The 25,792-nt window shown below is 65.6% G+C and carries 19 protein-coding genes; 9 read left to right on the forward strand and 10 right to left on the reverse strand.

Going from position 1 to position 25,792, the window contains the following annotated elements:
* Positions 1–13 precede the first annotated feature (13 nt).
* Entirely contained in the window at positions 14–1,948 is a 1,935-nt protein-coding gene (locus tag EA472_RS10710; RefSeq protein ID WP_124191507.1) for a DEAD/DEAH box helicase, read from the forward strand.
* A 30-nt stretch (positions 1,949–1,978) separates the two neighbouring features.
* Here the strand turns inward: EA472_RS10710 and EA472_RS10715 are convergent, their stop codons facing one another.
* On the reverse strand, positions 1,979–2,308 hold the full coding sequence (locus EA472_RS10715; protein ID WP_243637826.1) for a hypothetical protein: 330 nt from the start codon (positions 2,306–2,308) through the stop codon (positions 1,979–1,981).
* Between the two features lie 574 nt (positions 2,309–2,882).
* On the opposite strand from EA472_RS10715, the gene EA472_RS10720 reads away from it, so the two are divergent.
* The 3 genes from EA472_RS10720 (at position 2,883) to EA472_RS10730 (ending at position 7,399) form a co-directional block, all read left to right on the forward strand.
* Positions 2,883–4,607 (forward strand): ATP-binding protein, encoded by a 1,725-nt coding sequence (locus EA472_RS10720; protein WP_124191509.1) that lies wholly within the window; start codon positions 2,883–2,885, stop codon positions 4,605–4,607.
* Positions 4,608–4,766: 159 nt separating this feature from the next.
* Positions 4,767–6,392: an alkaline phosphatase family protein gene (locus tag EA472_RS10725; protein ID WP_124191510.1), complete on the forward strand. Its 1,626-nt coding sequence runs from the start codon at positions 4,767–4,769 to the stop codon at positions 6,390–6,392.
* On the forward strand, positions 6,389–7,399 hold the full coding sequence (locus EA472_RS10730) for a lipid II:glycine glycyltransferase FemX (protein ID WP_124191511.1): 1,011 nt from the start codon (positions 6,389–6,391) through the stop codon (positions 7,397–7,399). The genes EA472_RS10725 and EA472_RS10730 overlap by 4 nt, the downstream gene beginning before the upstream one ends.
* Before the next feature lie 43 nt (positions 7,400–7,442).
* Here the strand turns inward: EA472_RS10730 and EA472_RS10735 are convergent, their stop codons facing one another.
* Positions 7,443–7,706, reverse strand: a complete 264-nt coding sequence (locus EA472_RS10735) for a MarR family transcriptional regulator (protein ID WP_124191512.1) — start codon at positions 7,704–7,706, stop codon at positions 7,443–7,445.
* A 462-nt stretch (positions 7,707–8,168) separates the two neighbouring features.
* On the reverse strand, positions 8,169–8,378 hold the full coding sequence (locus tag EA472_RS10740) for a DUF7563 family protein (RefSeq protein ID WP_124191513.1): 210 nt from the start codon (positions 8,376–8,378) through the stop codon (positions 8,169–8,171).
* 402 nt (positions 8,379–8,780) lie between these two features.
* Between EA472_RS10740 and glmU the strand changes: the two genes are divergently transcribed.
* On the forward strand, positions 8,781–9,962 hold the full coding sequence (gene glmU / locus EA472_RS10745) for a bifunctional sugar-1-phosphate nucleotidylyltransferase/acetyltransferase (protein ID WP_124191514.1): 1,182 nt from the start codon (positions 8,781–8,783) through the stop codon (positions 9,960–9,962).
* Positions 9,963–10,395: 433 nt separating this feature from the next.
* Here glmU and glmS read toward each other — a convergent pair whose 3' ends face one another.
* Positions 10,396–12,210 carry a glutamine--fructose-6-phosphate transaminase (isomerizing) gene (glmS, locus tag EA472_RS10750; protein WP_124191515.1) on the reverse strand — a complete coding sequence of 605 codons (1,815 nt, stop codon included), beginning with the start codon at positions 12,208–12,210 and terminating at the stop codon, positions 10,396–10,398.
* 768 nt (positions 12,211–12,978) lie between these two features.
* Between glmS and EA472_RS10755 the strand changes: the two genes are divergently transcribed.
* Positions 12,979–15,039 (forward strand): cation:proton antiporter, encoded by a 2,061-nt coding sequence (locus EA472_RS10755; RefSeq protein ID WP_124191516.1) that lies wholly within the window; start codon positions 12,979–12,981, stop codon positions 15,037–15,039.
* Between the two features lie 136 nt (positions 15,040–15,175).
* Positions 15,176–15,349, forward strand: coding sequence for a DUF5786 family protein (locus tag EA472_RS10760; protein WP_124191517.1), 174 nt, complete (start codon positions 15,176–15,178; stop codon positions 15,347–15,349).
* A gap of 4 nt (positions 15,350–15,353) precedes the next feature.
* On the opposite strand, the gene EA472_RS10765 is transcribed toward EA472_RS10760, so the two are convergent.
* The 6 genes from EA472_RS10765 to EA472_RS10790 all read right to left on the reverse strand — a co-directional run bounded on the left by EA472_RS10765 (position 15,354) and on the right by EA472_RS10790 (position 22,541).
* Positions 15,354–16,067, reverse strand: a complete 714-nt coding sequence (locus EA472_RS10765; RefSeq protein ID WP_243637827.1) for a helix-turn-helix domain-containing protein — start codon at positions 16,065–16,067, stop codon at positions 15,354–15,356.
* A 290-nt stretch (positions 16,068–16,357) separates the two neighbouring features.
* Positions 16,358–19,510 (reverse strand): bacterio-opsin activator domain-containing protein, encoded by a 3,153-nt coding sequence (locus EA472_RS10770; RefSeq protein ID WP_207891151.1) that lies wholly within the window; start codon positions 19,508–19,510, stop codon positions 16,358–16,360.
* Between the two features lie 228 nt (positions 19,511–19,738).
* Positions 19,739–20,161, reverse strand: a complete 423-nt coding sequence (locus EA472_RS10775) for a universal stress protein (RefSeq protein WP_124191519.1) — start codon at positions 20,159–20,161, stop codon at positions 19,739–19,741.
* A 392-nt stretch (positions 20,162–20,553) separates the two neighbouring features.
* Positions 20,554–21,228 (reverse strand): cytochrome c biogenesis CcdA family protein, encoded by a 675-nt coding sequence (locus EA472_RS10780; protein ID WP_124191520.1) that lies wholly within the window; start codon positions 21,226–21,228, stop codon positions 20,554–20,556.
* A complete protein-coding gene (locus tag EA472_RS10785; protein ID WP_124191521.1) occupies positions 21,225–21,788 on the reverse strand; it encodes a TlpA family protein disulfide reductase in 564 nt (187 codons plus the stop codon). The genes EA472_RS10780 and EA472_RS10785 overlap by 4 nt, the downstream gene beginning before the upstream one ends.
* A 3-nt stretch (positions 21,789–21,791) precedes the next feature.
* Positions 21,792–22,541: an SCO family protein gene (locus EA472_RS10790; RefSeq protein WP_124191522.1), complete on the reverse strand. Its 750-nt coding sequence runs from the start codon at positions 22,539–22,541 to the stop codon at positions 21,792–21,794.
* Positions 22,542–23,190: 649 nt separating this feature from the next.
* Here EA472_RS10790 and EA472_RS10795 point away from each other — a divergent pair.
* Positions 23,191–24,876, forward strand: a complete 1,686-nt coding sequence (locus EA472_RS10795) for an alpha,alpha-trehalose-phosphate synthase (UDP-forming) (protein ID WP_124191523.1) — start codon at positions 23,191–23,193, stop codon at positions 24,874–24,876.
* Between the two features lie 4 nt (positions 24,877–24,880).
* Positions 24,881–25,777 (forward strand): trehalose-phosphatase, encoded by an 897-nt coding sequence (otsB, locus tag EA472_RS10800; RefSeq protein WP_124191524.1) that lies wholly within the window; start codon positions 24,881–24,883, stop codon positions 25,775–25,777.
* Positions 25,778–25,792 lie beyond the last annotated feature (15 nt).

Genomic DNA, 25,792 nt, shown 5'->3' on the forward strand with positions numbered 1-25,792 from the left:
CTACGACCCGACAGTGACCGACGAACGCGAGCCGAACACCGACGCCGAAGAGTTCGCCGCCGCCGATAGTGACGACGGGAGCGAAGTGGACGACGAATCCCGGACCGTCGCCGAACGGAACGCCGAGCGACGAGACGACGACCGGAGGGTGACGCTCGCGGAGTTTCACGACGCGTGCCAGCGGGAGGGGCGACCGGTCCTCACCGCCGGCGCGGTCGCGCGTACGCTCGAGCGACCCCACGAGTCCGTCAGCCGCGACCTCGACGCCCTCGCGGATCGGGGCGAACTCGAGCGTCTCTCGGTGTCGACGGATCCGGTCGTCTGGTATCCGAGCGAACTCGAGGATCTGACCGATCGCGAGCGGGTCGTGGTCTTTCCAAAACGGCGTGAGATCGTCGTCGACCGACCGGATCAGTTTACGCGCGCGCAACTGTCGCAGTTCGCGCATCTGGCCGACGCCAACGGCGAACGGGGATACCGGTACGTCGTCCGTCCCGAAGACGTCTGGCAGGCCCCACACGAGTCGTTCGACGCGCTGGCGCGGACGATGCGCCAGGCGCTCGGAGAGCGCTCGGAGTCCCTCGAGGAGTGGGTTCACAGCCAGTGGGATCGTGCCCACCAGTTCCGACTGACGACCCACGAGGACGGATACACCGTCCTCGAGGCGAAGAGTCCGGAGGTGATGGGAAACGTCGCGCGTCAGAAGCTGGACGAAGACCACGTTCACGCGCCGATCTCCGAGACCGAAGACTGGGTCCGGGAGGGATCGGAGGCGGCGATCAAGCGGCTGCTCTACGAAGCCGGTTACCCCGTCCAGGATCACCGAGACCTCGACGCCGGCGAGGCGCTACCGATCGACCTCCGGGTTTCCCTGCGCGACTACCAGCGGACCTGGGTCGACCGCTTCGCGGAGGCCGGCGAGGGGGTCTTCGTCGGTCCGCCCGGCAGCGGCAAGACCGTCGCCGCGATGGGCGCGATGGCCCACGTCGAAGGGGAGACGCTCGTTCTCGTCCCCAGTCGCGACCTCGCCCGCCAGTGGGCGGACGCCGTCGCGGAGTACACCAGCCTCGAGCCGGGACAGATCGGCCAGTATCACGGCGGCCGAAAGGAGGTCAGGCCGGTGACGATCGCGACCTACCAGATCGCCGGGATGGACCGTCACCGGTCGCTGTTCGACGACCGCGAGTGGGGGTTGGTGATCTTCGACGAGTGCCAGCACGTCCCCTCGGACGTCTACCGGCGGAGCACGCACCTGCAATCGCGCCATCGGCTCGGCCTGTCGGCCTCGCCGATCCGGGAGGACGACCGCCAGACCGAGATCTTCACGCTCGTCGGCCCGCCGATCGGCACCGACTGGCAGGCGCTGTTCGACGCCGGCTTCGTCGCCGAACCGGAACTCGAGATCAGGTACGTGCCGTGGGGCGACGACGAGCAGCGAAACGCCTACGTCTCCGCGGAGGGTCGCGAGAAGTACCGGATCGCCGCGCAGAATCGGGGGAAGCTCGAGGAGGTGCGGTACCTGCTGTCGTCACATCCCGACTCGAAGGCGCTCGTCTTCGTGGATTACCTCGAACAGGGCCGAGAAATCGCCGACGCGCTCGGGGTCCCCTTCCTCAGCGGCGAGACGCCACACCACGAGCGCCGGCGGCTCCTCGAGGAGTTCAGACGCGACGAACGCGACCTGCTGGTCGTCTCGCGGGTCGGCGACGAGGGCATCGACCTCCCGACCGCCGATCTCGCGGTCGTCGCCTCGGGACTCGGCGGATCGCGCCGCCAGGGAACCCAGCGAGCGGGCCGAACGATGCGGCCGGCCGGCGGCGCGCTCGTCTACGTGCTCGCGACGCGGGGTTCCCGCGAGGAGGACTTCGCGCGCCGACAGCTCCAGCACCTCGGCCGAAAGGGGATGACGGTGCGCGAGCGGACGCTCGAGCCCGCCGAAGGAGAGTGAGTCGATCGGTCACGGAGTCGAACGTCCGCCCTACGCCACCGGCGGCGCGTCCGGTTCGACGGTCTCGACGTCGGTTACGGCTTCGACGCCGACGCCGGCCTCGAGTCGACGTCTCGCGAGCGCGTCGTCGGCACCCGCGTCCTCGCGCTCGAGCGTGAGCAGGACCTCGAGCTCGACGGTGGTGTCGTTCAGTCCGGGAGCGACGCGTCGGACGGCGACGACGGTCACGGCGCTGACGGCGTCGACTCGTTCGACGATTCGAACGGCGCCCTCGGTCAGGTCGCCGGTCGCGCCCAGGGGGACGCGAACGGCGAGCGTCGCGACGACGCGGAGGTCTGGATCGTTCATAACCACCCCCATCGAGAGTCGAACTCGACGCTCGAACCCGCCGACGTCGGACGATTTCGAGGGCTGCGACGGTCGACGAGTCCGCGTGTTGGCCGGTACACCACGGGGGTGCGCGGTCGTCGCTGGCCGGACGGCGTCGACGTTCAGAAACGGGATCGAATCGTCGGGTCCCGAAAACGAAACGCGGAACCGTCCGGCCGGAGGCGACTTACGCGGCGCGGACGGATCCGATCTCGACCGACTTCGGATCCGCGCTCGAACGCGGATACCGGCCACGACCAGCGGATCCGATTCCGGACCCACCGCGCGGACGCCAGAAACCGCCCGCTTCGAGGTGAGGGGCGGACGCGAGGTGGGCACGCGGGGTGGTCGTGATCATCGGTCGAGGAACCTACGTCAACGACGGATCGCAATTGACATAACCGTTTCCCAGGTGTGCGCACAACTACCACGACGGTAGTTCGCCCCGAGTCATCGCACCCCTCGTTCGCACCGACCGATGGATTCGATCGGGGCCAATCTTCAAGGTATCTGCTTCGAACTCTTGTAGCATGAACGAAGTGGCCCCACTCGAGGTGAGGTCGCGGTGAGCGACCAGCGAGAAGTTCTCGTCGGCGAGCGAGACGACGGAACGGACCTCTCTCTGCCCGTCGTCGAGTTGTTGACCGGACGCGGGTTCGTCACCGGCAAGTCGGGATCCGGCAAGTCCAACACCGCCTCGGTCATCGCCGAGGAGTTGCTCGAGGCCGGCTTTCCCCTGCTCATCGTCGACACCGACGGCGAGTACTACGGACTGAAAGAGGAGTACGAGATGCTTCACGCGGGCGCCGACGAGGAGTGCGACATCCAGATCGGCCCGGAGCACGCCGAACAGATGGCGACGCTCGCACTCGAGGAGAACGTTCCGGTGATCCTGGACGTCTCGGGCTACCTCGACGAGGAGGTGGCGAACGAACTCATCCGCGAAATCGCGCGACAGCTGTTCGTCAAGGAAAAAAAGCTCAAGAAGCCGTTCCTGCTCGTCGTCGAGGAGGTTCACGAGTACATTCCCGAAGGCGGTGGCGTCGGCGAAACCGGCAAGCTGTTGATAAAGATCGGCAAGCGCGGGCGGAAACACGGGCTCGGCATCCTCGGCATCAGCCAGCGCCCTGCAGACGTCAAGAAGGACTTCATCACGCAGGCGAACTGGCTCGTCTGGCACCGGCTCACCTGGGAGAACGACACGAACGTCGTCGGCCGGATCATCGACACCGAGTACGCCGAGCTCGTCTCCGATCTGAACGACGGACAGGCGTTCGTCCAGACCGACTGGACGGAAGCCGACGTTCGCAAGGTCCAGTTCCGCCGCAAGCGGACGTTCGACGCCGGCGCGACGCCCGGTCTCGACGACTTCGAACGACCGGAGCTCAAGTCCGTATCGGACGCGCTCGTCGGCGATCTCGAGGAGATCTCCGAACGAAAGGAACGCAAACAGGACCGGATTCACGAGCTCGAAAACGAACTCGAGAAGAAAGAGAAACGGATCGAAACCCTGGAGGACGAACTCGAGTCGGCCCGCGACGTCTCGAGCGCTGCCAAGCAGATGGCCGACGCGCTCAGTAACCCCAGTACCGTCCAGTCCCAGCTTCCGGGTGCCGACGAGGAGCTCCGACGGCTCCACGAGGAGGTTGTCGAACTCGAGGCAGAACGCGACGAACTGGCCGACGAACTCGCGGAGCGAGAGGAGCGAATCGAGACGCTCGAGGCGGACCTCGAGTCCCGGTCCCAGGACGTCACCCGTTTTCGCACGGAGACGGAACGTCTTCGCCGCCGAATCTCCGAGCTCGAAAGCGAACTGCATGCGGCCGAGGAGACGGACGGTGCGGACGAGTCGACCGACGGGGACGAACCCACGCGAGCGGACGACGCTGCGGGCGACGGTTCGATCGTTCACGGCGACGGCGAGGGGTACGAGTTCGGGTACGCGAGCGTCGACGAGCCGAACGAACGAACGGAGGTGGTCGTCGCGAACGATCGAGAGGAGTACGTCGACTACCTCGAGACGGCCGGCATCGTCGGCCGGGTCGATCGAGCCAGCGAGCGCTCGCAGTGTTCGCTCGAGACGGCGGCCCACGCGCTGGTCGTCCTCGCCCGGGAGGGGCCGATGACGGTCGATGCGCTCGCGGCGCGCGTGGATCGCTCGACGGTCGCGGTCCAGAGCCTGCTCTCGGAGCTGCGAAGCGAATCCGTCCTCGATCGAAGCGACCGACGGCGATACGGACTCACGGACGACGTTCGGTCAAAACTCGCGCTGGTGACGACGGCCGACTGACCGCGGTCGGTACGGGAGCCGACGGATGGGCAACCGCGGCTTACAGCCACGGACGGCGATCGGCGGCACTCGAGCCGGGATCCCGGTCGAACCTGAAGCGGCGGCTTACAGCCCCCAAGTAGTCGCATAACAAAGCGGAGACGAATGAACCGGTCGATTATGGAAGAAACGACCGACGAAACCGATCTCCGTCTGCTCGTCGTCGGGATCGACGCCGGCTACCGACCGGTGCTCGAGCCGCTGTTCGAGTCGGGTGCGACGCCCACGCTGGAGCGGCTGTTCGAAAGCGGCGTCAGCGGGCCGCTCGAGTCCCAGATCCCGCCCTGGACGGCGAGCGCCTGGCCCTCGATCTACACCGGGAAAAACCCGGGCAAACACGGTGTCTACGATTTCCTCTCGTTCGACGGCTACGACTGGAACGTCGTGAACTCGACCCACGTTCGAGAGCGATCCGTCTGGGAGTTGTTGAGCGAACACGGCATCTCGAGCGTCGTCGTCAACGTCCCCGTCACCCACCCCGCTCGAGCGTTCGACGGCGCGCTGATTCCGGGGATGACCGCACCGGAAGATCCGGACTGTCACCCGGACGGAATCCTGGCCGACGTGAAACGAACCTGCGGTGACTACCACGTTTACCCCCAGAGCACGGACGCGCCTGATCGTTCGATCCAGGGCTACGAACGAACGATCGAGCGCCGCGCAGCGGCGTTTCGGTACCTCTGTCGGCGAACGGATCCGGAGTTCGGCTTCCTGCAGTTTCAACTGACAGACAGCGTCTTCCACGAGCGTCCGGGAGACGAGCAAGCGATCGAGGCCGTCTACCGTGCGGTCGACCGGGAGCTCGACGAGACGCTCGAGGCCGCCGAACCGGACAACGTGCTCGTCGTCAGCGACCACGGCATTGGCCCCGTATCGGGGCCGGAGTTCAGGATCAACGAGTACCTGCGGGACACCGGCCGACTGACGGCCAAAAGCGGCGGCCGAGGGATGCCGGACTGGTCGCGTAGCTGGGAGAACGATCTCCTCGAGGGGAAAGACGCCGGCGACCACGGGACGGGGCCGCTCGAAAAAGCGATGAACGCGGCGGCGACGGTCGGACTCACGACACAGCGCGTGGCGAGCGTGCTCGATCGCGTCGGACTCACGGAACCGATCGGGCGGCGAATCCCCAACGACGCGATCCGGGCCGCGAGCGAGCAGGTCGACTTTCCCAACTCGCGAGTGTACATGCGATCGAAGAGCGAACTCGGCGTTCGGATCAACCTCGAGGGGCGCGAGCCCGAGGGAACGGTTCCACAATCCGAGTACGACGACGTTCGCGAGGCGGTCATCGACGAATTGTCGGCCGTCCGCACGCCCGACGGCGAGCCGGTGTTCGACGCCGTCGAGCCGCGGGAGACGTACTTCGAGGGGCCGTGTATCGACGACGCGCCGGACGTCGTGACCGTTCCCGCGGCGTTCGACACCGCGGTCGTGGCCGATCTCGGGAGCGAGCGCTTCGGCGAGCCGATGGAGCCCTGGAACCACAAGCGCACGGGCGTCGTGGCCGCGGCGGGGCCGGCGTTCGACGAGGGGGCCTCGATCGAGGACGCAACGATATTCGACGTCGCGCCGACGATCTGTTCGCTGTTCGACGTCCCGGTCGACGCCGGATTCGACGGCGACACGCTGCCGATCGTCGACCACAGCGACGAGATCGAGTATCCGGCGTACGAGCCGGCACCGATCACCGCGACGGACGATCGAGCCGTCGAAGACCGACTCTCCGATCTCGGGTATCTATGAGCGTCGATATCACCGTGTTCAACCCGCGGACCGAAGCCGACGAGTGGAACCGCTACGTCGAGCGATCGCCCGGGACGAACCCGTTCTTTCGCGCGGAGGCGCTCCGACTGCAGGCGGACGAGACCGGAACGAGACCCCATCTGTTGGCGGGTTTCAAGGGACAGGAAGCGGTCGGGATCTTTCCGGTGTTCGAACTCCGGAAGGGGCCGATCACTGGCGCGTTCTCCCCCGCCCCGCGATCGTGGTCCTGTTACCTCGGCCCGTCGCTGTTGAACGTCGACAAGCTCAAACAGCGAAAGGCGGACAGACGAACCAAACGATTTCTCGAGGGCTGTCTCGAGTGGATCGACGACGAACTCTCCCCGCAGTACAGCAAGTTCGTCGCCGCCGAGTTCGACGACGTCCGTCCGTTCGTCTGGAACGGGTACGACGTGACGCCGGGATACACGTACGTCATCGACCTCGAGGGAGACGAAGACGAGTTGCTGGGACGGTTCAGCGGTGACGCACGGAGCAACGTCCGGAACGCCGACGAGGCCGACTACGTCGTCGAAGAGGGCGACGTCGACGACGTCGAGCGGATCGTCGAACAGGTCTCGAATCGTTACGAGAACCAGGGGCGGACGTTTCACCTGAGCTCGGAGTTCGCCCGGTCGGCCTACGATCGGTTACCCGACGGCGCGATTCGACCGTACGTCTGCCGGACCGACGGGGAGTTCCTCGGCGGCATTCTCGTCGTCGAGTCCGACTCGACGCGCTACCGGTGGCAAGGTGGCGTCAAACCCGACACCGAGGTCGACCTCCCGATCAACGATCTGCTCGACTGGCACGTGATGCGCGACGGGCTCCGGGAGGGTCGCGAGCGCTACGATCTCGTCGGCGCGGGGGTTCCGAGCATCAATCGGTACAAAGCGAAGTTCAACCCGCGACTCGAGACCCACTACGAGATCACCGCCGGCTCGTTCGGGCTGGACCTGGTTGTCGATCGGTATCGGAAACTGCGGTGATCGATCGGGTCGAAACCGTTCCGAACCGTTTTCGCGGCCGGTCTCACTCGTCGATCCAGTATTTCGACTTTCTGGCGTCCTCGAGCGAGACGCGACTGGCGACGAGATCGTGTTCGTCGAGCTTGCCCAGGGCGTACCGGACGGTCCGTGAACAGAGTCGCGACTCGCTCGCGATCTCCTCTTGGGTCATCGATCCCTCGTACTCGAGGACCTTGTAGACGAGCTTCGCGCTCGGCGAGAGCTCGGAGATCGAGACGTGACGGTCCGCTTCCTCGTCGATATCGTGATCCTGATCGGTTGCACTCATACGGAATCTTCGTACTCCCTCGTCCGCTCGTGTTCGTATATACCGTTCCGAACGTTCAGAAATATAGGGGGGTGCTAACGAAGGCGGGAGTTCGCCGGCCACGAGAGACGCGGACCTCGCTTCGGACGGCCGTCCCGAGGGAGCGACCGCCTGGCGAGCCTGAGCGGGACAGCAACGGTCGTACCGACGCGAGAACTCACGGCCGCCGCCGACTCGGGAGCGCGACGTCGCGGTTCGTCCAGCAGTTCGACGTTTTCGCGCCTCCAGCGGGCCGTTCGGCTCCGCACGCCCCAGCGGCCGGTTCGATTCGGCCGCCAGTTCGACCGCCCGTCGCTGGCTGTGCTCGTCGCCGACGTGCAGTTCGGAAACGGGGTCCCGTTCGGTGCCGGGGGCTTGTCGAAGCGAACGGGAGAGTCGAAGAACGGGTTCGTTCGATCCGGATCGGCGACGACTGCCGAGGTTCTACCGGGCTTCCTCGGGGATGAAATCGGACGTTTTCATTTCGCGGTACGTCGCACAGTCGGGACAGGCGTGGACGACGTCTCGATTGTCACCGAACACGCGCGAAAACTGGCGAGTTACCTGGTTTCCGCAGTTGACACATCGGGGGCTGCTCGTCTGGTGGCCGGACGTCATGGGCGTCCACTTGGCGTCGGTTGGTTCCGTCGACATCAACAGGCCGTAGCCACAGAACGGTATTTACTATAGACTGCATAACTCGTTTCGAATCGGTTAGTCGCTGATTTCAGGCGAAATACGTAAAGATCGGTGACCGTTCGGTTCTCGTGGTCGTCACCGTCTCTCGAGCGCGAAATTCAATATTTCTGTCCGGAAATGGGTCGTTTTTTCGGGGAAACGCAGACGGATCGAGGCCGAACTTCGATCCCGAGCGCAGGGGACAACGGGAGCGAGGATCGGCGGCCGTCGGTAGCCGTCGAAACGGGAACGGCCGACCCGACAACGGATCCGCGTTGCGAATCGATCGGCGTTCGTCGGCGGCGGCGGTGACGGCGATCCGCACGCGAGTGCAGTAGTTGCGGTATATTTATCCGGCGAATCGGAATACACAAAGTCATGAAAGCAGTCGTTCTCACGGCAGGTGAGGGGACGAGAATCAGGCCGCTGTCCGCGGCGGTACCGAAACCGATGTTACCGGTCGCGGATCGTCCGCTCGCCGCACACACCGTCGACGCCGCCATCGACGCCGGCGCCGACGAAATCGTCCTCGTCGTCGGCTACGAGAGCGAGACAGTCGAGGACTATTTCGGATCGACGTACCGCGGCGTTCCGGTACGCTACGCGCTCCAGACCGAGCAGGCTGGAACTGCCCACGCGGTCGACACCGCACGCGACCACATCGAGGGCGAGTTCGCGGTCCTGAACGGGGACAACCTCTACGAGCCAGGCGCTATCGAGCGGCTGTTCGAAGCCTGTCCCGCCGTCTGTGCGGTCGAAGTCGACCAGCCCCAGCACTACGGGGTCATCAGCACCGCCGATGGGACCGTCACCGACATCGTCGAGAAACCGGACGATCCGCCGACGAACCTCGCGAACGCCGGCGCGTACGCGTTTCCGGCCGACGCGAAAGCCTGGCTCGAGGTGCCGGCAAGCGAGCGCGGCGAACACGAGATCACGGACGTGCTCGCGCGCGTGATCGACGAGTTCGCGGTCACGCCCGTCACCACCGAGCGCTGGATGGACGTCGGCCGCCCCTGGGAGTTGCTCGAGGCCAACGAGTGGAAACTCGGAACGCTCGAGCGGCGACTCGACGGCGAGGTGAGCGACGACGCACGCCTCGAGGGATCCGTCGTGGTCGAGGAGGGAGCAACGGTGAAATCGGGCGTGGTGATCGAGGGACCGGCGCTCGTTCGGTCGGGGGCGACCGTCGGTCCGAACGCCTACGTTCGTGGCGCGACGCTGGTCGACGAAGGAGCGAAGATCGGTCACGCCGTCGAGGTGAAAAACAGCGTCCTCTCGTCAGGTGCAACGGTGGGTCACCTCTCGTACGTCGGAGACAGCGTGCTCGGTCGAAACGTCAACTTCGGGGCCGGGACGACCGTCGCCAACCTGCGCCACGACGACGGCGACGTTCGATTCACCGTCAAAGGCGAACGCGTCTCGACCGGTCGGCGCAAGTTCGGCGTCGTCGCCGGCGACGGCGTCAAAACCGGTATCAACACCAGTCTCTCTCCGGGCCTGAAACTCGACGCCGGCGCAACGACCGCTCCCGGCGAGGTCGTCGATCGAGACCGCTAATCGAACCGTCGACTCGCCTCGTACAGCGCCGAAACCGATCGCTCGTTTCGCGTTCCGTCCGTCTACCGGCCCAATTTTGGGCGATCCCGTAGCTATCAGGTGTGGGATTTATGTGCGACTGACGGGCTAGTCGAACTGGAGGGTGTCGATCGGTATCACACTACTACTCGATCACCGCATTCCTCCACTGCCGATTCCGACGTATTCGAGTGCGTGTCACACCTGACGGGTCGACCGGACGCCGGGCTACGGGGGTGGCCCCACCGTCCCGCGACTCCGACGACTCGCACTCGCATTCGCAACGCTTCGCAGCGGCGACGCGGTTCGTCGAGTCGTCTCGCATTCGAAGCGCGACGAGATCCGTCTCCGTCGGACGCGCCTCGAGCCGTCGACGGTTCCCGGCCCGCTCACCTCGAGACATCGTACGGACCGTTCACTCGACGGTGACGCTCTTTGCGAGGTTGCGCGGCTTGTCGATCGGTCGATCCAGCAGCGACGCGGCGTGGTACGAGACGAGCTGGAGCTGGACGTTCGCGAACAGTCCGGCCAACGCCGGGTGGGTCTCGGGTATCTCGAGGTGGGCGTCCGCGACGTCGACAGCCCGGTGACCGTCGGGGCAGACGGCGACGATCGGGGCGCCGCGGGTCTGTGCTTCCTCGGCGTTTTTCAACGTCTTCTCGTCCTCTCGACCGGTAAAGACCGCGAAGACGGGCGTCTCCGGCGTGACGAGCGCGAGCGGTCCGTGTTTGAGTTCGCCGGAGGCGAACCCTTCGGCGTGTCCGTACGTGATCTCTTTGAACTTCAGCGCCCCCTCGAGGGCGACGGAGAAACCGAGCCCTCGCCCGATGAAGAAGTACGACTGACTGCCGTCGTAGCGTCGGGCGATCGCCTCAGCGTCGGACCACGAGAGCAAGGCGTCGAGTCGATCGGGCATCCGTCGCAGCTCCGAGAGCAAGGCGTCGAGATCCGCGGCCGGCTCGCCGCGTGCGTCGTCGGTGATTCGCTGTGCGAGCAACAGCAACATGACCACCTGCGAGGAGAACGTCTTGGTCGCGGCGACGCCGATCTCCGGACCCGCACGGATGAACAGCGCGTCGTCCGCCGTTCGTGCAGCCGTCGATCCCACGACGTTCGTGACGGTGAGCGTCCGCGCACCGTCCGCGTTCGCCCGACGAAGCGCGTTCAGCGTGTCGGCCGTCTCCCCGCTCTGGGTGACCGCGATCACGAGCGTCCCGTCGTCGATCGGGGGCGACGACGCGCTGTACTCGTTGGCGAGCAGCGCCGTCGCCCGAACGCCCGCCCGGTTCAACGCGAGCGATCCGTACAGCGCGGCGTGATACGACGTGCCACAGGCGACGAGCTGGACGTTCTCGACGCCGTCGAACGTTCCGTTCCGGAAGTCCTCCAGTCGAATTGCCGGGGTTTCGGAATCGACCCGCCCCTCGATCGCCTGGGCGAGCGCGGTGGGCTGTTCGTGGATCTCCTTGAGCATGAAGTGGTCGTAGCCGCCTTTCCCGGCCTGCTCGGGGTCCCAGTCGATCGTCTCCGTCTCCCGGCTGACCGGGTTGCCGTCGACGTCGGTGAACTCGATCCCGTCTTCGTCGACGATCACGACGTCGCCGTCCTCGAGGAAGACGACGTCGTCAGTGTACTCCAGAAACGCGGGAACGTCGCTCGCGAGGAAGAACTCCTGATCCTCGATACCGACGACCAGCGGCGATCCCTCCCGGGTGGCGTAGAGGACGTGTTCGCCGGAGAACATCGCCGTGACCGCGTAGCTTCCCTCGAGTTCGTCGATGGCGCGACGAAACGCCGCCTCGTTGTCGAGTCCGCCGTCCAGGTAGTGCTGGATGAGGTGCGGGATGACCTCGGTGTCCGTTTCGCTGGTGAAGACGTGACCGCGATCGCGCAGCCACGCTTTGAGTTCCGCGTAGTTTTCGATGATGCCGTTGTGGACGACGGCGACGTCTTCCGTGTCGTCGGTGTGCGGATGAGCGTTTTCGTCTGTCGGCGGGCCGTGGGTGCTCCAGCGCGTGTGACCGATGCCAACGTTGCCCTCGAGCGAGACGTTCTCGATCGACGCTTTGAGTTCGTCGACTTCGCCGGATCGTTTCTGGACGGCGATCCCGGAACCGTTCTGGACGGCGACGCCGGCCGAATCGTAGCCGCGGTACTCGAGGTTCTCGAGGCCGTTGATGAGCGTATCGACCGCGTTTCCGTCGCCGACGTGACCGATAATCCCGCACATCAGCGCGTCACCCGTTCGGTTGGTCGGTGCGATCGTGCGCCGTCTCCCGTCGATTCGCCTGTCGGATGCGACGCCGCCCGCCCGCGGCGTCCGTCGTTCGCTGCTGGTCGCCGGCCGAGCGTCGCGCCGCCATCGCTCTCGACCGTTCGGCGAGCGATCCGTTTGCTGGACATGCTCGAATCACAGGCAGTCCGAATCCATTACTATAGACGGGCTACCGGATCGAGTAGTCGTGGTGTAACGCGTTCGTCGACCGTCCGTTCGATCGAATCGGTACGGGTACTTCCGCCCACCCGTGACCTGGTCCGGTCCACGATCGACCAGCTATCGTCGATCGATCTCCACGATTTGTTGTGATCCGTCGCTCGAGCGCCGGTACGGTAACCGAACGGTCAGGTGACGCTCGAGTACGGTTCGCCGAACGTCCGTAATGACCGCTGAAACGCGAGTAGGAATCGAGAACAGCCCGGTGTCCGCGGCGGCGGCCCCGACCGGTGTCGGTACGGAGACCGTGACGCCACGCGACCGAGCGCGGGTGTTCGCCGCCCCGTCGTGAACGCGCATCCACTTCTCGCCGTTCGACGATCACAAAATTCGCCACTCGTCCCCTCTTCACCTCCAAAACCGGTCATTTTATTACTTACCAACGCATTTTCACGTCACGATTACGCCATTTCGAGGAGAAAGTCTACGAAAGCTGCATCGTTTGCCGGTACCGACGCGACGAGACGACGCCGGAACTGATCGATCCAGTTGCCTCCATCCCGTATGAACCCCGATTCGTTTCCGACGATTCTCGAGTTGCCGCTCGAAGAACCCGTGCTCGTGTTCACGATCGCGATGGCCGTCTTTCTGGTCGGACCGCTGCTCGTCAAGCGCTTCGGTCAGCCGGGTATCGTCGGGATCGTCGTCTTCGGGGCGCTCATCGGTCCGGGCGCGCTCAACGTCGTCGAGCACTCGGACGCGATCGAGTTGCTGGGAAGCGTCGGTCTGATCTACCTGCTGTTCACCGTCGGTCTCGAACTCGATCTTCGGGGGTTCAAAGAGGCACCCGAGAACGCGGCGCTGTTCGGACTGGTGAGCTTTTTCCTCCCCTTCACCGTGGGAACGTTCGCGACGCATACGGTACTCGGGCTCGACCTCTGGGCGGCGCTTCTGTTGTCGTCGGTGTTCGCCTCGCACACCTTGCTCGCGTACCCGATCGTCAACCGTCTCGGCGTCACGAAAAACCGCGCCGTCACCGCCGTCTTCGGCGGTATCCTCTTTACCGACACGCTCGCGCTGATCGTTCTCGCGATCGTCACCGGGGCGACCGAAGGCGAGCTATCCGTCTTTCTGTTCGCACAGGTCGGGTTCGCCCTGCTCGTCCTGTTCGCGAGCGTCTGGCTCGTGTTGCCCCGCGCCTCGCGGTGGTTCTTCCAGAGTTTCAGCGAGGAAAGTTACTTCGAGTTCCTGTTCGTGATGGTCGCGATCTTCGCCGCAGCCAGTCTCGCCGAGGTGCTCGAGCTCGCGCCGATACTCGGCGCGTTCGTCGCCGGAATCGCGTTGAACCAGCTCGTTCCCGAGGGCGGAACGCTGATGAACCGGATCGAATTCGTCGGGAACGCCTTTTTCATCCCCTTTTTCCTGTTGCACGTCGGCATGCTCGTCGACCTCGGCGTCATCTTCGACGGCCCGACGACCCTCCAGATCGCCGGGCTCATCATCGGCGTCATGATCGTCACGAAAGGTGGCGCCGCCTGGCTCGTCGCGAAGATCCAGGGCTATTCGGCCAGCGAACGAAACGTCATTTTCGGGCTTTCGACCGGACAGGCGGCCGCCGCGCTGGCGATCACGCTCGTCGGCTACGACGCCGGATTGTTCGGCTCCGCGGTGCTCAACGCCGTCGTCTTGATGTTGCTGGTGACCGCGCTCGTGAGCCCGTGGCTGACGGAGCGAGCCGCCACACAGCTCGCCCTCGAGCGCGACGTCGGAGACGGCGACGGCGACGGGAAGGATCCGAACATCCTGTTGCCGCTTTCCCACCACGCCGAACTCCAGGAGCGGTTGCTGGAACTCGCGTTCGTCATCAAAGGCGACAGCGGAACCGAGCCGGTCAACGTGATGACCGTCGTCCAGCCCGACCGCGGCGGCTCGACCGAAGCGCAGATCGCGGCCGTACAGTCGGATCTCGACGAGATCGCGGCGGCCGGCAGCGCGGCCGAGATTCCGATCCAGACGCAAACGCGAATCAACCACAACGTCGCCTCCGGCGTCGTCCAGGGTGCCGTCGAAGTCCAGGCGAACCAGATCATCATGGGCTGGGACGCCACCCGGAGTTTCCGTCACCGGATCTTCGGGAGCATCATCGACCAGGTACTCCGGCGAACCACGCTCCCGGTTCTCGTCTCCCGCCTCGGGCACCCGATCAACACCACGCGACGGATCTTCGTCGTCGTCCCCATCGGAGCCGACCACCACGAGGGATTCTACGAGGCCGTCCACCTCGTCAAACGACTCGCCTCCGGGCTCGGTGCCGAACTGAACGTCGTCGTCGTCGAAGGCTCGGCCCACCAGTTCGAGCAGCTGTTCGACCTCGTCGAAGTCGACGTGCCGGCCGAGTTCGAGTCGATCGACGCCTGGAACGGTCTCCTCCCCTGGCTCGAGTCGGAAACCGACGATGACGACCTCATCGTCGCCGTCTCGCCGCGTCGCGGCGACGTCGGCTGGCACACCGAACTCGAGGACCTCCCCGCGCGGCTCGCCGAACTACCGCCGGAGTCGTTCATCGCGATCCATCCGCGCCAGGGTGAGCCGGAGTACGATCGGCAGTATCTCCGGTTGAAGTAGGCGCCAGCCCGGCGGCGTCGGGTGATCTCTCGTTCATCGTTCGACGGGGCGTGTCGGACGAGGTACTCGCGTGGGAGTCGTACACGGGGACGGATCGAACCGCCACCCTTTTTCCACCCGTCGTTGCACTCGGCGTATGGGTTTTGGTAGCTACGACGAGTCCGAACAGAATCAACAGCGGGCCGACGACGAAGACGTCGAAGCCGTCAACGTCCACGAGAACGACCACGACGGCCAGCTTTCGTTCGAATCCGAACTCTCCACCGACGAACTCGTCTCGCAACTGGATTCGATGAAAGACGACGAGTGAACGGTTACGCCGAAGAGGTACCGGAGAGGGACGCGTCGCAGAGTTCGCCGATGGCGCGGCGGAGTCGCTGGGAAATTGCAGACTTCGAGACGCCGAGTCGGTCAGCGAGTTCGTCTTGAGAGATTCCGCGGGGGACGTCGAAGTACCCCTCCTCGTAGGCGACCGCGAGTAGCTCCTGTTGTTTCTCCGTGAGAGCGACGACGCCCTCGTCGTCGTCGTCGGAGACGCGCAAGTGGTCGACGGAGACGGACATGTCACACGAGCGGCAGGATTCGTTGAACGCGACGAGGGCGTCCCGGCTCGGGAACCGGAGCTGGACGAGCCAGCCGTCGCGAGAACTCGAGACGTCGAGCAGTCGGCCGCCGACGTCGGCCGTCCGTTCGGTGACCGTGATCGCGTGTTCGGCCAGCGTAACGCGGTAGACCCGCCTGTCGGGATAACGGTCGACGAGCACCGGATCGAGGACCGTCGAGTCGGTGACGAGCGCGGACTCGAACCCGTCGAACGAGGAGCCGTACGCGGTGACGAAGAGCACGGTGCGGCCGGTTTCGAGCGTCGTCGCGTACTGCGGTTCGAGGGTGACGTCCGGGGCTCGACGGAGCGTCGGTCCCAGTACGAGATCAGGATGGTCGATCCGAAGCTGCGCGACGATTCCACCCTCGGCTTCGGAGCGAAGCGTCGCTCGTTCGCCGTCGGCTTCCACCGGTTCGATGCTCACGCGAACATCACCCGATTCCGTGAGAGTGTCTCGTAATAACTCGTTACTGGTGACGCGCTCATTGCAACGATGATTCGAGCGCTGGTACATGATGGTAGACGCTATACAGCAAAATGATACGACCAGTGACATCAATATCTATTCATCCGTCCGATTTCGTGAACGAATCGGCCTGAAGGAAATTCGGTGTTACCCGGCCGATCGAACCGACGTCCCGCCGGTAAGATCGTGCTAACCTGGCGCATTGACGCGGGAGGAACGGGAGTCGCGTCCGGTCGAACGGTCGCTCATCACTCGTCGGTTCGTTCCTCGAACAACAACTCGAGGAGTTTACGCTGTGCCGTTCGGATGTGCCGGCTGAACGTCGGCTGTGAGACGCCGAGAGACGTCGCCACCTCTTCGCCGGTCCGCTCGCGCGGCCACTCGAAGAAGCCGGCGTAGTACGCCGTCTCGAGCGTGCGACGCTGTTGGTCAGAGAGCCGGTCCGAAATTGTCGCATCGAACGCCCGCTCGGACGGCATCGAGCGGTCGTGTTCGCGTCTGGCGACCAGTTCGGTTCCCGGATAGACGCGTTCGAGCGCGTCGACGAACGATCGTACCTCGGCCGTTTCCGGGAGATCGAACACGAGCCTGGTCCGATCGTCGACCGGAACGATCGAACGAATCGTCCCGCCGTGTTCCGCGATCGTCTCCGCGACGGTCGACTCCTCGAGAACCAGTTCGATCGCCGACTCCGTCGTCGCGTTTCCGACGCGTTCGACCGCTTCGACGTCCGCGAGCGAGTCGATCTCCCCCTCGCCCGCGTCCTCGCCGCTCGCAACCGTACAGTAAACCGTCGATCCACCGCTCGAGCGAGGGACGATCGCCCGAACGTCGAGTCGCGAACCGAGGCGGTGTGCGATGGTCGAAAGCGGTTCGTCGTCGCTGCGGAGGACGACCTCGAGTTCGACGACGCTGTCGGCCAACAGCGCGCGCTTGCGTTCGATCGCACCGATGGCGTGTCCCGCGACCGTCGCGAGATGCTCACAGACGCGCCGAATCCGTTCGTCGAACGTCGACGGATCGTCGGCGTAGGCGGTGAGAAGCCCGTACCGAAACGTTTCGTGTTCGATCGGAACGCTCAACCCGGAGCGAAAGCCGCGGTCGTCGAGCCGACCGATCCACGCGGAGTCGTCGTCCGCGTTCGCTCGTCCCCGCTCGAACGCGTCGACGACGAGGGTTCGGGTCGCGGCCGAGCGACCGGTCGGTTCGGCCGCGTCCGGATCGACCCGAAACGGAGCCGACTCGAGGACGTCCCCGTCGCGGCCGATCCGAACGTTCGGCGCCACCGTCTCGGTGGCGTCGTCGACGCGTCCGACCCAGGCGAGGTCGATCGTTCCCGCCGTCGTCACCGGGTCGAGTCCGACGATCGCCTCGCACAATCGGCGTTCGACGTCCTCTCGACTTCCGGCGGCGAGAATCGCTCGTTCGCCCGCTCGAACCCGATCGAACGCGTCGATCGCGTCCTCGAGTCGAGTGCGCAGTCGCCGCTCTTCCCGGGCGCGCGTTCGCTGCTCGAGTCGATCGAGAGCCGTCGACGCAGCGTCGGCGAGCGCCTCGATCGGTCGAGGGTCGATCGATTCGAACGCGAGCGGATCGGTGCTGGTTGCGACGACGACGTTTCGCGCCGAGACGGGAACGGCGAGAACGCGTTCGGCCCTGATCCCGGACCGGGAGAGGAACGTGTCGGCGGTCGCTCGTTCGTACGTCGTCGGTCCGTCGGCCCCCAGCGCGTCGGCGATCGACGTCCCCTCGAGCGATACCGGTCGCGGATCGATCCCCGTACTCTGATCGCGGGTCGTCACCGTCGCGGGCCTGAGCGTCCCGTCGTCGACGAGGAACCAGCCCGCGAACTCGCCGCCGGCGCAGGATCGAACCGCCTCAACGACCGACCGACGAATCTCGGTCGACGTCTCGGCACTCGCGAGTGTCGTCACCGCTCGAGAGACGAGCGAAAGCGACGCCGCGCCAGAGCGCCACCTGTCACGAACGACGCACACCGTTCGCTCGTCGTTCGGCAACGGCGCGACGAACACGTCCACGGAGCGGCCGCTGTCGAGTTCGCCTCGGACCGGATCCATCCACCTGACGACCGGCGAACGCGCGCGCTCTCGAACCGTCTCCGCGAGCGCGTCGTCGAACACCGCGTCGATCTCTCGACCCAACAGCGCGTCCTCGCCCGTGAGTTCGAGCAGCGAGGCGTTCGCCAGCCGAATCGTCCCGTCCTCGAGGACCGCGACGCCGTCTTCGAGGGCGTCGACGGTCGACTCCAACAGCTCGAGCCGTTCGCGAAGCCGCCTCGATTCGGCGACGCCGTACGGAGACCGCGCGTCCCGAGTGGTGCGCTCTCTGGCGTGGACCGTGAGGCCGTCGTCGTCGGGCTCGGCGGTCACCGCGAGTCGACCGTCCGCGGTCGGGTCCGTGATCTCGAACTCCACGACCGAATCGGTCGTCGCCGCCTCCTGAAGTCGCTCGTGGAACGGGTCCCTGATCGACTCGGGAAGGACGTCCCAGACGATCGTTCCCGGCCTCGCGCGTTCGGAGAGGAGTCGCCGTGCGGATTCGTTCGCGTATCGAAGCTCCCAGTCGGATCCGAGCGTGAAAAACGGGTCCCGAAGCCGTCCGATCGCGGTTTCGACGTCCTCATCGACCGCCGACGCGGCTTCGGAAGCGGTCACCACGAGCCCCTCGACGATCGGGTCGTCGAGGCGGTTGACGGCGGTGAGTTCGACGAGTTGCCAGATCCCGTCCGAGTCGCCCAGCCGGAGCGTGATCGTTTCCCTCGAGCCGATCGGATCGCCAGCCGTCACCGAGAGTACGTCGCGTGCGAGCGCGCGATCGTCGGGGTGGACGAGGTCCAACAGCGTCGTTCGCTCGAGTTCGTCGGCCGTGTATCCGAGTCGCGTTTCGACGGCCGGACTAGCGTAGTCGACCGTTCCGCGGTCGTCGACGATCCAGACGAGCACGTCCGCGCTGTCGAGGATCGCGCGGTGTCGATCCGACGAGCGGTCGTCGGCCAGCCGGTACCGATGTGCGACGTTCTCGACGCGGGCAGCCATCACCGACGGATCGTCGCCCGGATCGACCGCGTCCGTCGCGCCCGCCTCGAGCGCGCGATTCGCCGCCTCCCCGTCCGTGATCGCGACGATCGGCACGGCTCCGGCTCGCGCCGCGAGCGACTCGAGCGCCGGATCGACCGCCGCGGGATCGAACTCACAGACGACGCAGTGGACGGTCTCGCGCTCGAGACGATCGAGGGCGGCCGCCAGTTCCCGCTCGCGCCACGTAGACGCGACGTCGACGGACGACTCGAGGGCCGCCATCGCGGCGTCGGTCGACGGCGAGTCGCCGACGACGAGAACGTTCAACACGCCGCCGACGACGGCCGTCTCGCCGTCGCTCACCGATCGAACACCCCCGATGGCGACGGACGGACGGGAACCTCCGGACGGGCGACCACGAGCCGTCGTTTTCGTACCGAACGGAAAATTATCAGTGGCATACCTGCGAACAACACCGGATTACGAGCGGTTGCCGGTCCGAATCCGGGAGGACGTCGGTGATCGCGACCTGGGAAGAGTCGAGTGCGGTCGGCGGATGGTCGCCCGACTCGGTTCGACGCTCGAGTTCCGTTAGTCCCCTTCCCGGACGGTAACGACCGGAACCGAGGCGTTTCGAACGACCTCCTCGGCGACGCTGCCGACGATCAGCTGATCGAGCCCGCTCCGACCGACGGTTCCGACGACGATCAGATCGCTTCCGTGCTCGGCCGCCGCCTCGAGGATCTCGTCCTGGGGAACGCCGGAGCGAATCTCGGTCGTCACCGCGAGTCCGTCCGCGGTGGCGGCTCGCTCCGCGGTTTCGACCGCCTCGCGCGCCTCCTCCTCGTGATCCGTCCGAAGCTCGTCGCGCTTTTCGGAACTGTGCGGCCCCTCCTCGGAGACCGAGACGACGCGCAATCTCGCGTCGAGGCGATCGGCGAGCGCGATGGCGTGATTCGTCGCGCGTCGAGCGCCGTCACTGCCGTCGGTCGCGAGCAAAAGCTCTTGATACATCGCTCTGGTGATCGTTCGGCGGACGGGCGGATACGTACTCGACCTGCTCGTGCCGGCGATACTTTTCGACGAGCCGTTCCGGAGGACGACGGCGCACGTCTGCGCGACGAGATGTTCCCGAGGGGCGGACGGGCCGACGACGAGACGTCAGAAGAACACCGACCACGTGTTGCCACAGTGTCGACACTCGAACGTCCGTTTGAGGCCGGATTCAGTCACGGTACGGTCGACGTTCTCGCCTGCGACTTCGAGACACTCCGGACAGCGAACTCGACTCACGGCCGCACTTGGGACTCGAGCAGAATAAACCGGTAACCAAAGCAGTTTGGTTGCGTACCGATCGCGGGGAATCGGGACGGACGGCGGACCGGCACCCGCCGGCAGGGTTCTCGTCAGATCACGTCGAGGATCACGACTGCGAGATAGAGCTGGCCGATTCCCGCGGCGATCATGATCGCGCCGGCGAGGCGCTCGAGCCGCTGGCCGTAGGCGGCGAGCGTACCCGAACTCGCGACCAGCCCCATTCCGGTCGCGACCGTGAGCGAGACCATCAGCACGACGACGCTGCCGACGTAGGTGCCGATGATCAACCCGGCCGCGGCGGGCGGTCGAGAGAGCGCGCTGGCGAGGACCGACGCGAAAAGCGGCGCGACGCAGCCGGCGGCCGCGAGCGCGTATCCGACGCCGAAGACGGCGAACCCCAGCACTCCGGAGCGGCGTTTCGGCAGCGCGATCGAGAGCGACGGGGCGCGGTCGAAGACGACCAGCAGCCCGAAGACGACGAGGATCGCACCCACGATGGGCTCGAACAGCACGACGTTTGAGAGCGTCGCGTGCCCGATCCAGAACGCGCCGCCGAGCAGGACGAGGAACGTCACGAGAACGCCGACGCCCGCGATCAGTCCGCGACCCAACGCGCCGAAGATCGACGACTCGTCGGGGTTCGTCTGACTCACGTAGAAGCCGACGTACCCGGGCAGCAACGGGTAGGCACACGGCGAAAAGAACGTCGCGATACCGGCCGTCAGCGCGAACGCGAGCGTCGGCAGGAGCGCCGCGTCGATCATCCGTCTTCAGCCTCGAGCGCTTGCTCGATTCCGGCGACGAGTTCGTCGGCGCTCTTGCGTCCGTCGTCGGACCACTGGACGCGCCCGGCGGCGTCGATCGAGACGGCCGTCGGATAGCCCCCTGCCAGGTACCGTTCGGTCAGTTCTGCCGTCGGATCGAGACCGAGCGTCCAGTCGCCGCCGTGGGTGTCCCACCAGTCGACGAGTTCGTCCTCGGTGATCGAGCCGGTTTCCCCGACCGACTCGTTCGTGACGGAGATGAACAGCACCTCGTCGCCAATCCGGTCGTTCGCCTCGGCGAGTTCGGGCATCTGTTCGACGCAGGGCGGACACCAGGTGCCGAAGATGTCGACGAACGTCGCCCGGTCCGGCGCGGGAACGAGCACTTCGCCGGCCTCGCTACCCGGCGCGTCGATCGTCTCGATCTCGAGAGGATCGGGCACGTCGTTGCCCTCACCGGTCAGCTCTTCGACGGAGGGAACGCCGTAGACGGCGAGTGCGCCGCCACCGGCCACTACTCCCGCGCTCGCGAGTCCGGCGATGACCTCTCGTCGGTGCATGGGCTAGTGTTGTGCGACCGTTCGTGCGTCCTCGACGATCGTTTCGATACTCACTTCCTCGCGCTGTTCGACCGCGTTCGGGTAGGCTCGCTCGACGATTCCTTCGTCGTTGACCAGCACGATAAGGTTGTAGTGGTTGAACGTGTACTCGCCGTGGTCGTGGTCGTCGTGATCGTCGTCGTGGTCGCCGTGGTCGTCGTCGAAGTCGTGCTCGTCGGGATCGTCGATCCGCTGAATCGGCATTCCGAACGTCTCGTCGAGCAGTTTCTCGCCCTCCTCGTACGTCTCCGGTCGGAGGAAGTGCCAGTTGTCGGCCTCGTAGTCGACGCCGCGTTCGGCGCCGTACTGTTCGAGCACGTCCGGCGTGTCCCGCTCCGGATCGAACGTCATCGCGAGCAACGCGACGTCGTCCTCGTACCCGCGTTCGGCGGCGTCCTCCTGGACGCGCCGAAGTCGCAAGAGAAGGGCGGGACAGGCCCCGTCGGGACAGGCCGTGAAGATGTACGTCATCAGGAAGGCCCGTTCGCCGACGAAGTCCTCGAGCGAAACGGTCTCGTCGGAGAGAGGGTCCGGCAGCGAAAACGACGGAAACTCGTCGCCGTGGACCGGATGGATCGGTTCCCCCCTCTCTTCCGACGGCGGTCCGAGCACGGTCCGGCTGTCGTCGCCAGCGAACCCGACCGTGTCGAGACAGCCGGCGATGCCCGCGACCCCCGTCATCCCGAGTGAGCCGAGATACGTCCGTCGGTCCATACTCGAACCGAGGGATGGATCGGTCAAAGGTTCGTTGGTTCGCGTTTCGAAGGGACGGTTCGCTCGACGGGCTGGAGACGACGGCAAACGCGTGAAAGCCGCGACCGTTTGGATCGGAAACGTCACCGTACGACCGAGAAACGAATCGAATACGAGATGCGACTCGAAGTACGGCTGGTATAACTATCGGCGTGAATCGACTACTTCGCGGACGTGTCCAAAACGAACCGTGCCGCCATGCACATCGGGTGCCCGGCGTGTGAGACAGTCGTGAACGCCTCCATCCCGCCAGGTCCCGGAATCGTCGACGGCGACGACGACAATCGCCTCCAGGGGACGGAAGCGTCGTGTGTGAACTGCGGCCACGAACTCGAACTCTACTACTACTGACGTCGGCTCGCCAGGGCTCACCTCGACGATCGAACGGGTTGGAAATCGGAGCGTACACCCGAACCAGGGGACCGTCCCCGAACGGGGATCCGAGCGATTCGATCGGACGATCGATTCGGACAACCGATACTGTCGTCGAGACGAACATTCTCCGCATCCGAACGGTCCGTCTGGCCCGAACGGTATCGGGTGAGTATTAGACCGCCATGCGGATGCAGGCCACGAATCAACCCGTGGCGGCGCTGTGTTGTTTCAGCGAATGCGATTTACCGACGAGCGTTTGTCGTTGACGCATCCGTATAGCAGACACCTACGAGGCCATGGGCGCGAGGACGCGACCGAGGAGGAACCGGACGGACCGACGTGCCCCGGTCCCCTGATCGTCGTCTCGAACCGACAGCCGTACCGTCACGAGTACGCAGACGATACTCCGGCTGTGGCCGATTCGGCGACCGGCGGAGCCGAAATGGAGACGCTCGAGGCCGACGACGATGCCGTCACGGTCGACGAACCGACCGGCGGACTGACCGCCGGTCTCGATCCCGTCCTCCGGCACGCAAACGGGACGTGGATCGCCTGGGGCGACGGCGACGCGGATTTCGCGGTCGCGGACGGCGACAACTGCGTTTCCGTACCGCCGTCGCACGAATCGTACACGCTCCGGCGGATCGACCTCTCCGACGAGGCCGTCGACTCGTACTACTACGGCTTCAGCAACCAGGTTCTCTGGCCGATCTGTCACGGGTTTCCCGATCTGGTCTCCGATCGGGACGACTACGTCGAGTGGTATCGGACGGTCAACGATCGGTTCGCGGCGGCCGTCGAAACGCACGCGAGCGCCGACTCGGTCGTCTGGCTCCAGGATTACCACTTGGGCCTCGCTCCCCGAACGATCCGCGACGCCGTCCCCGACACCGTGACGGTCGCTCAGTTCTGGCACATCCCGTGGCCGTCGCCCGAGGTCCTCGCGGAGTGTCCCGTCGCGGAAGAGCTGCTCGAGGGCCTGCTCGGCAACGATCTCCTCGGGTTCCACGTCGACTCGTACGTGGATACCTTCCTGGCGAGTATAAACCGGCTGCTCCCGTCAGCTGCCGTCGACCCGAACCGCAACATCGTTCGATACGACGGCTGGGAGACCCGGGTCGTCGCGACGCCGATGGGGATCGACGCCGAGACGTACGACCGGAACGCCCGGACCGCGGACGACGATCGACTATCGTCGCTGTTCGACGCGCTCGGCGTGTCGGACGGGAACGCGATCGGCCTCGGCGTCGACCGTCTCGATTACACGAAGGGGATCCCGGAGCGCCTGGCCGCAGTCGAGCGCTTTTTCGAGCGAAACCCCGCCTGGCGCGGCGAGTTCACCTTCGTCCAGAAGGCGACGCCGTCACGCACGGAAATCCCGACGTACCAGCGCTACGGCGACCACGTTCGACGCGAGGTCGAACGGATCAACGATCGGTTCGCGACGGACGACTGGCGGCCCATCGCGTACACGGAATCGTACCTCGAGGCCGAGACCCTCAGCGCGCTGTATCGCCGGGCGGACGTGATGGTGGTGAGTCCCCTCGTCGACGGGATGAACCTGGTCGCACAGGAGTACGTCGCCTCGAGCGTCGATCGCGACGGAACGTTGCTGTTGAGCGACCGGGTGGGCGCACACGAACGGCTCGGTTCGCACGCGCTCTCTATCGACCCAGCCGACACCGAAGGCGTCGCCACGCGGATCGAGGAGGCGGTATCGATGCCCCGCCAGGAGCGACGGCGACGGATGGACGAGCTTCGCAGTCGAGTCTTCGAAAACGACATCGAGTCGTGGATGTCGACCCAGTTCGACTGGATCCAACGGGTTCGCGACGTGACGGACGTCGACGCGAACGGAACCGACGACTCGTCGAACTCCGGAACGGATCACGACGTTCACGGCCACACGCCGTCGCTTTAAGCCAATGTCGGAAACCTCACCCCGACGGCTCGACGAGCACCTGCCGCGGATTCGCCGGGAGCTTTCGGGCGCGTCGCGGCTGCTCGTTTGCCTGGATTTCGACGGAACGCTCGCGCCGATCGTCGAGGAGCCGACGGACGCCGCCGCGCTCGAGGCGAACGAACGCGGTCTCGAGACGCTCGCGAGCGAGCCGCAGGTCTCGACGGCCATCGTCAGCGGACGCGCCCTCTCCGACGTCCGAACGCGGGTCGGCGGGGCCGACGTGTACGCCGGCAACCACGGACTCGAACTCGAGCGCGACGGCTCGGTCGCGGTTCACCCGATCGCTCGAACGCGCGCCGCCCTGGTCGACGAGGTTTGCTCGGCGCTCGAGACCGTCCTCGAACCGATCCCCCGAACGCGCATCGAGAACAAACGGCTGACCGGAACGGTCCACACGCGGTCGGTTCCCGCGGCGCTTCGTCCCGTGGTCGGACGTCTCGCCGAGCGGATCGTCGACCGGATCGGCGGCGGCGACCTCGTGCTTTCGAGCGGGAAACGAGTCCTCGAGGTCGGGCCGGCGATTCCCTGGGGGAAGGGGAACGCGGTGGAACTGATCGCGTCCGACCTGCCGGCGGAGACCGCGTCGGTCTACGTCGGCGACGACGTCACAGACGAATCGGCCTTCCAGGCGGTCGAACCGGCCGGCATCGGCGTCAGAGTCGGTGACTCTCGGCCGTCGGCGGCGTCCTATCGCGTTCGATCGCCCGAACACGTCGCCGAGTTCCTCGAGTGGCTCGATTCGGAGGTCCTCGACGCGATCGGCCGACCGATCGACCCCGGGTCGGATACACTGGTGACGACCGCCGCCGGATCGCCGGCCCCGATCGAACGGAGGTCGTCGAGTCAGGCGGACGATTAATCAACCCGGTCGACG

The organism is Natrarchaeobius oligotrophus (assembly GCF_003841465.1).
Classification (GTDB): Archaea; Halobacteriota; Halobacteria; order Halobacteriales; family Natrialbaceae; genus Natrarchaeobius; species Natrarchaeobius oligotrophus.

Excerpts from the sequence above, each read along its gene's own strand:
- EA472_RS10715 (WP_243637826.1), bottom strand. The coding sequence starts at position 2,308 with ATGGGGGTGGTTATGAACGATCCAGACCTCCGCGTCGTCGCGACGCTC.
- EA472_RS10725 (WP_124191510.1), top strand. The coding sequence starts at position 4,767 with ATGGAAGAAACGACCGACGAAACCGATCTCCGTCTGCTCGTCGTCGGG.
- EA472_RS10730 (WP_124191511.1), top strand. The coding sequence starts at position 6,389 with ATGAGCGTCGATATCACCGTGTTCAACCCGCGGACCGAAGCCGACGAG.
- EA472_RS10735 (WP_124191512.1), bottom strand. The coding sequence starts at position 7,706 with ATGAGTGCAACCGATCAGGATCACGATATCGACGAGGAAGCGGACCGT.
- EA472_RS10740 (WP_124191513.1), bottom strand. The coding sequence starts at position 8,378 with ATGTCGACGGAACCAACCGACGCCAAGTGGACGCCCATGACGTCCGGC.
- glmU (WP_124191514.1), top strand. The coding sequence starts at position 8,781 with ATGAAAGCAGTCGTTCTCACGGCAGGTGAGGGGACGAGAATCAGGCCG.
- glmS (WP_124191515.1), bottom strand. The coding sequence starts at position 12,210 with ATGTGCGGGATTATCGGTCACGTCGGCGACGGAAACGCGGTCGATACG.
- EA472_RS10755 (WP_124191516.1), top strand. The coding sequence starts at position 12,979 with ATGAACCCCGATTCGTTTCCGACGATTCTCGAGTTGCCGCTCGAAGAA.
- EA472_RS10760 (WP_124191517.1), top strand. The coding sequence starts at position 15,176 with ATGGGTTTTGGTAGCTACGACGAGTCCGAACAGAATCAACAGCGGGCC.
- EA472_RS10775 (WP_124191519.1), bottom strand. The coding sequence starts at position 20,161 with ATGTATCAAGAGCTTTTGCTCGCGACCGACGGCAGTGACGGCGCTCGA.
- EA472_RS10780 (WP_124191520.1), bottom strand. The coding sequence starts at position 21,228 with ATGATCGACGCGGCGCTCCTGCCGACGCTCGCGTTCGCGCTGACGGCC.
- EA472_RS10785 (WP_124191521.1), bottom strand. The coding sequence starts at position 21,788 with ATGCACCGACGAGAGGTCATCGCCGGACTCGCGAGCGCGGGAGTAGTG.
- EA472_RS10790 (WP_124191522.1), bottom strand. The coding sequence starts at position 22,541 with ATGGACCGACGGACGTATCTCGGCTCACTCGGGATGACGGGGGTCGCG.
- EA472_RS10795 (WP_124191523.1), top strand. The coding sequence starts at position 23,191 with ATGCGATTTACCGACGAGCGTTTGTCGTTGACGCATCCGTATAGCAGA.
- otsB (WP_124191524.1), top strand. The coding sequence starts at position 24,881 with ATGTCGGAAACCTCACCCCGACGGCTCGACGAGCACCTGCCGCGGATT.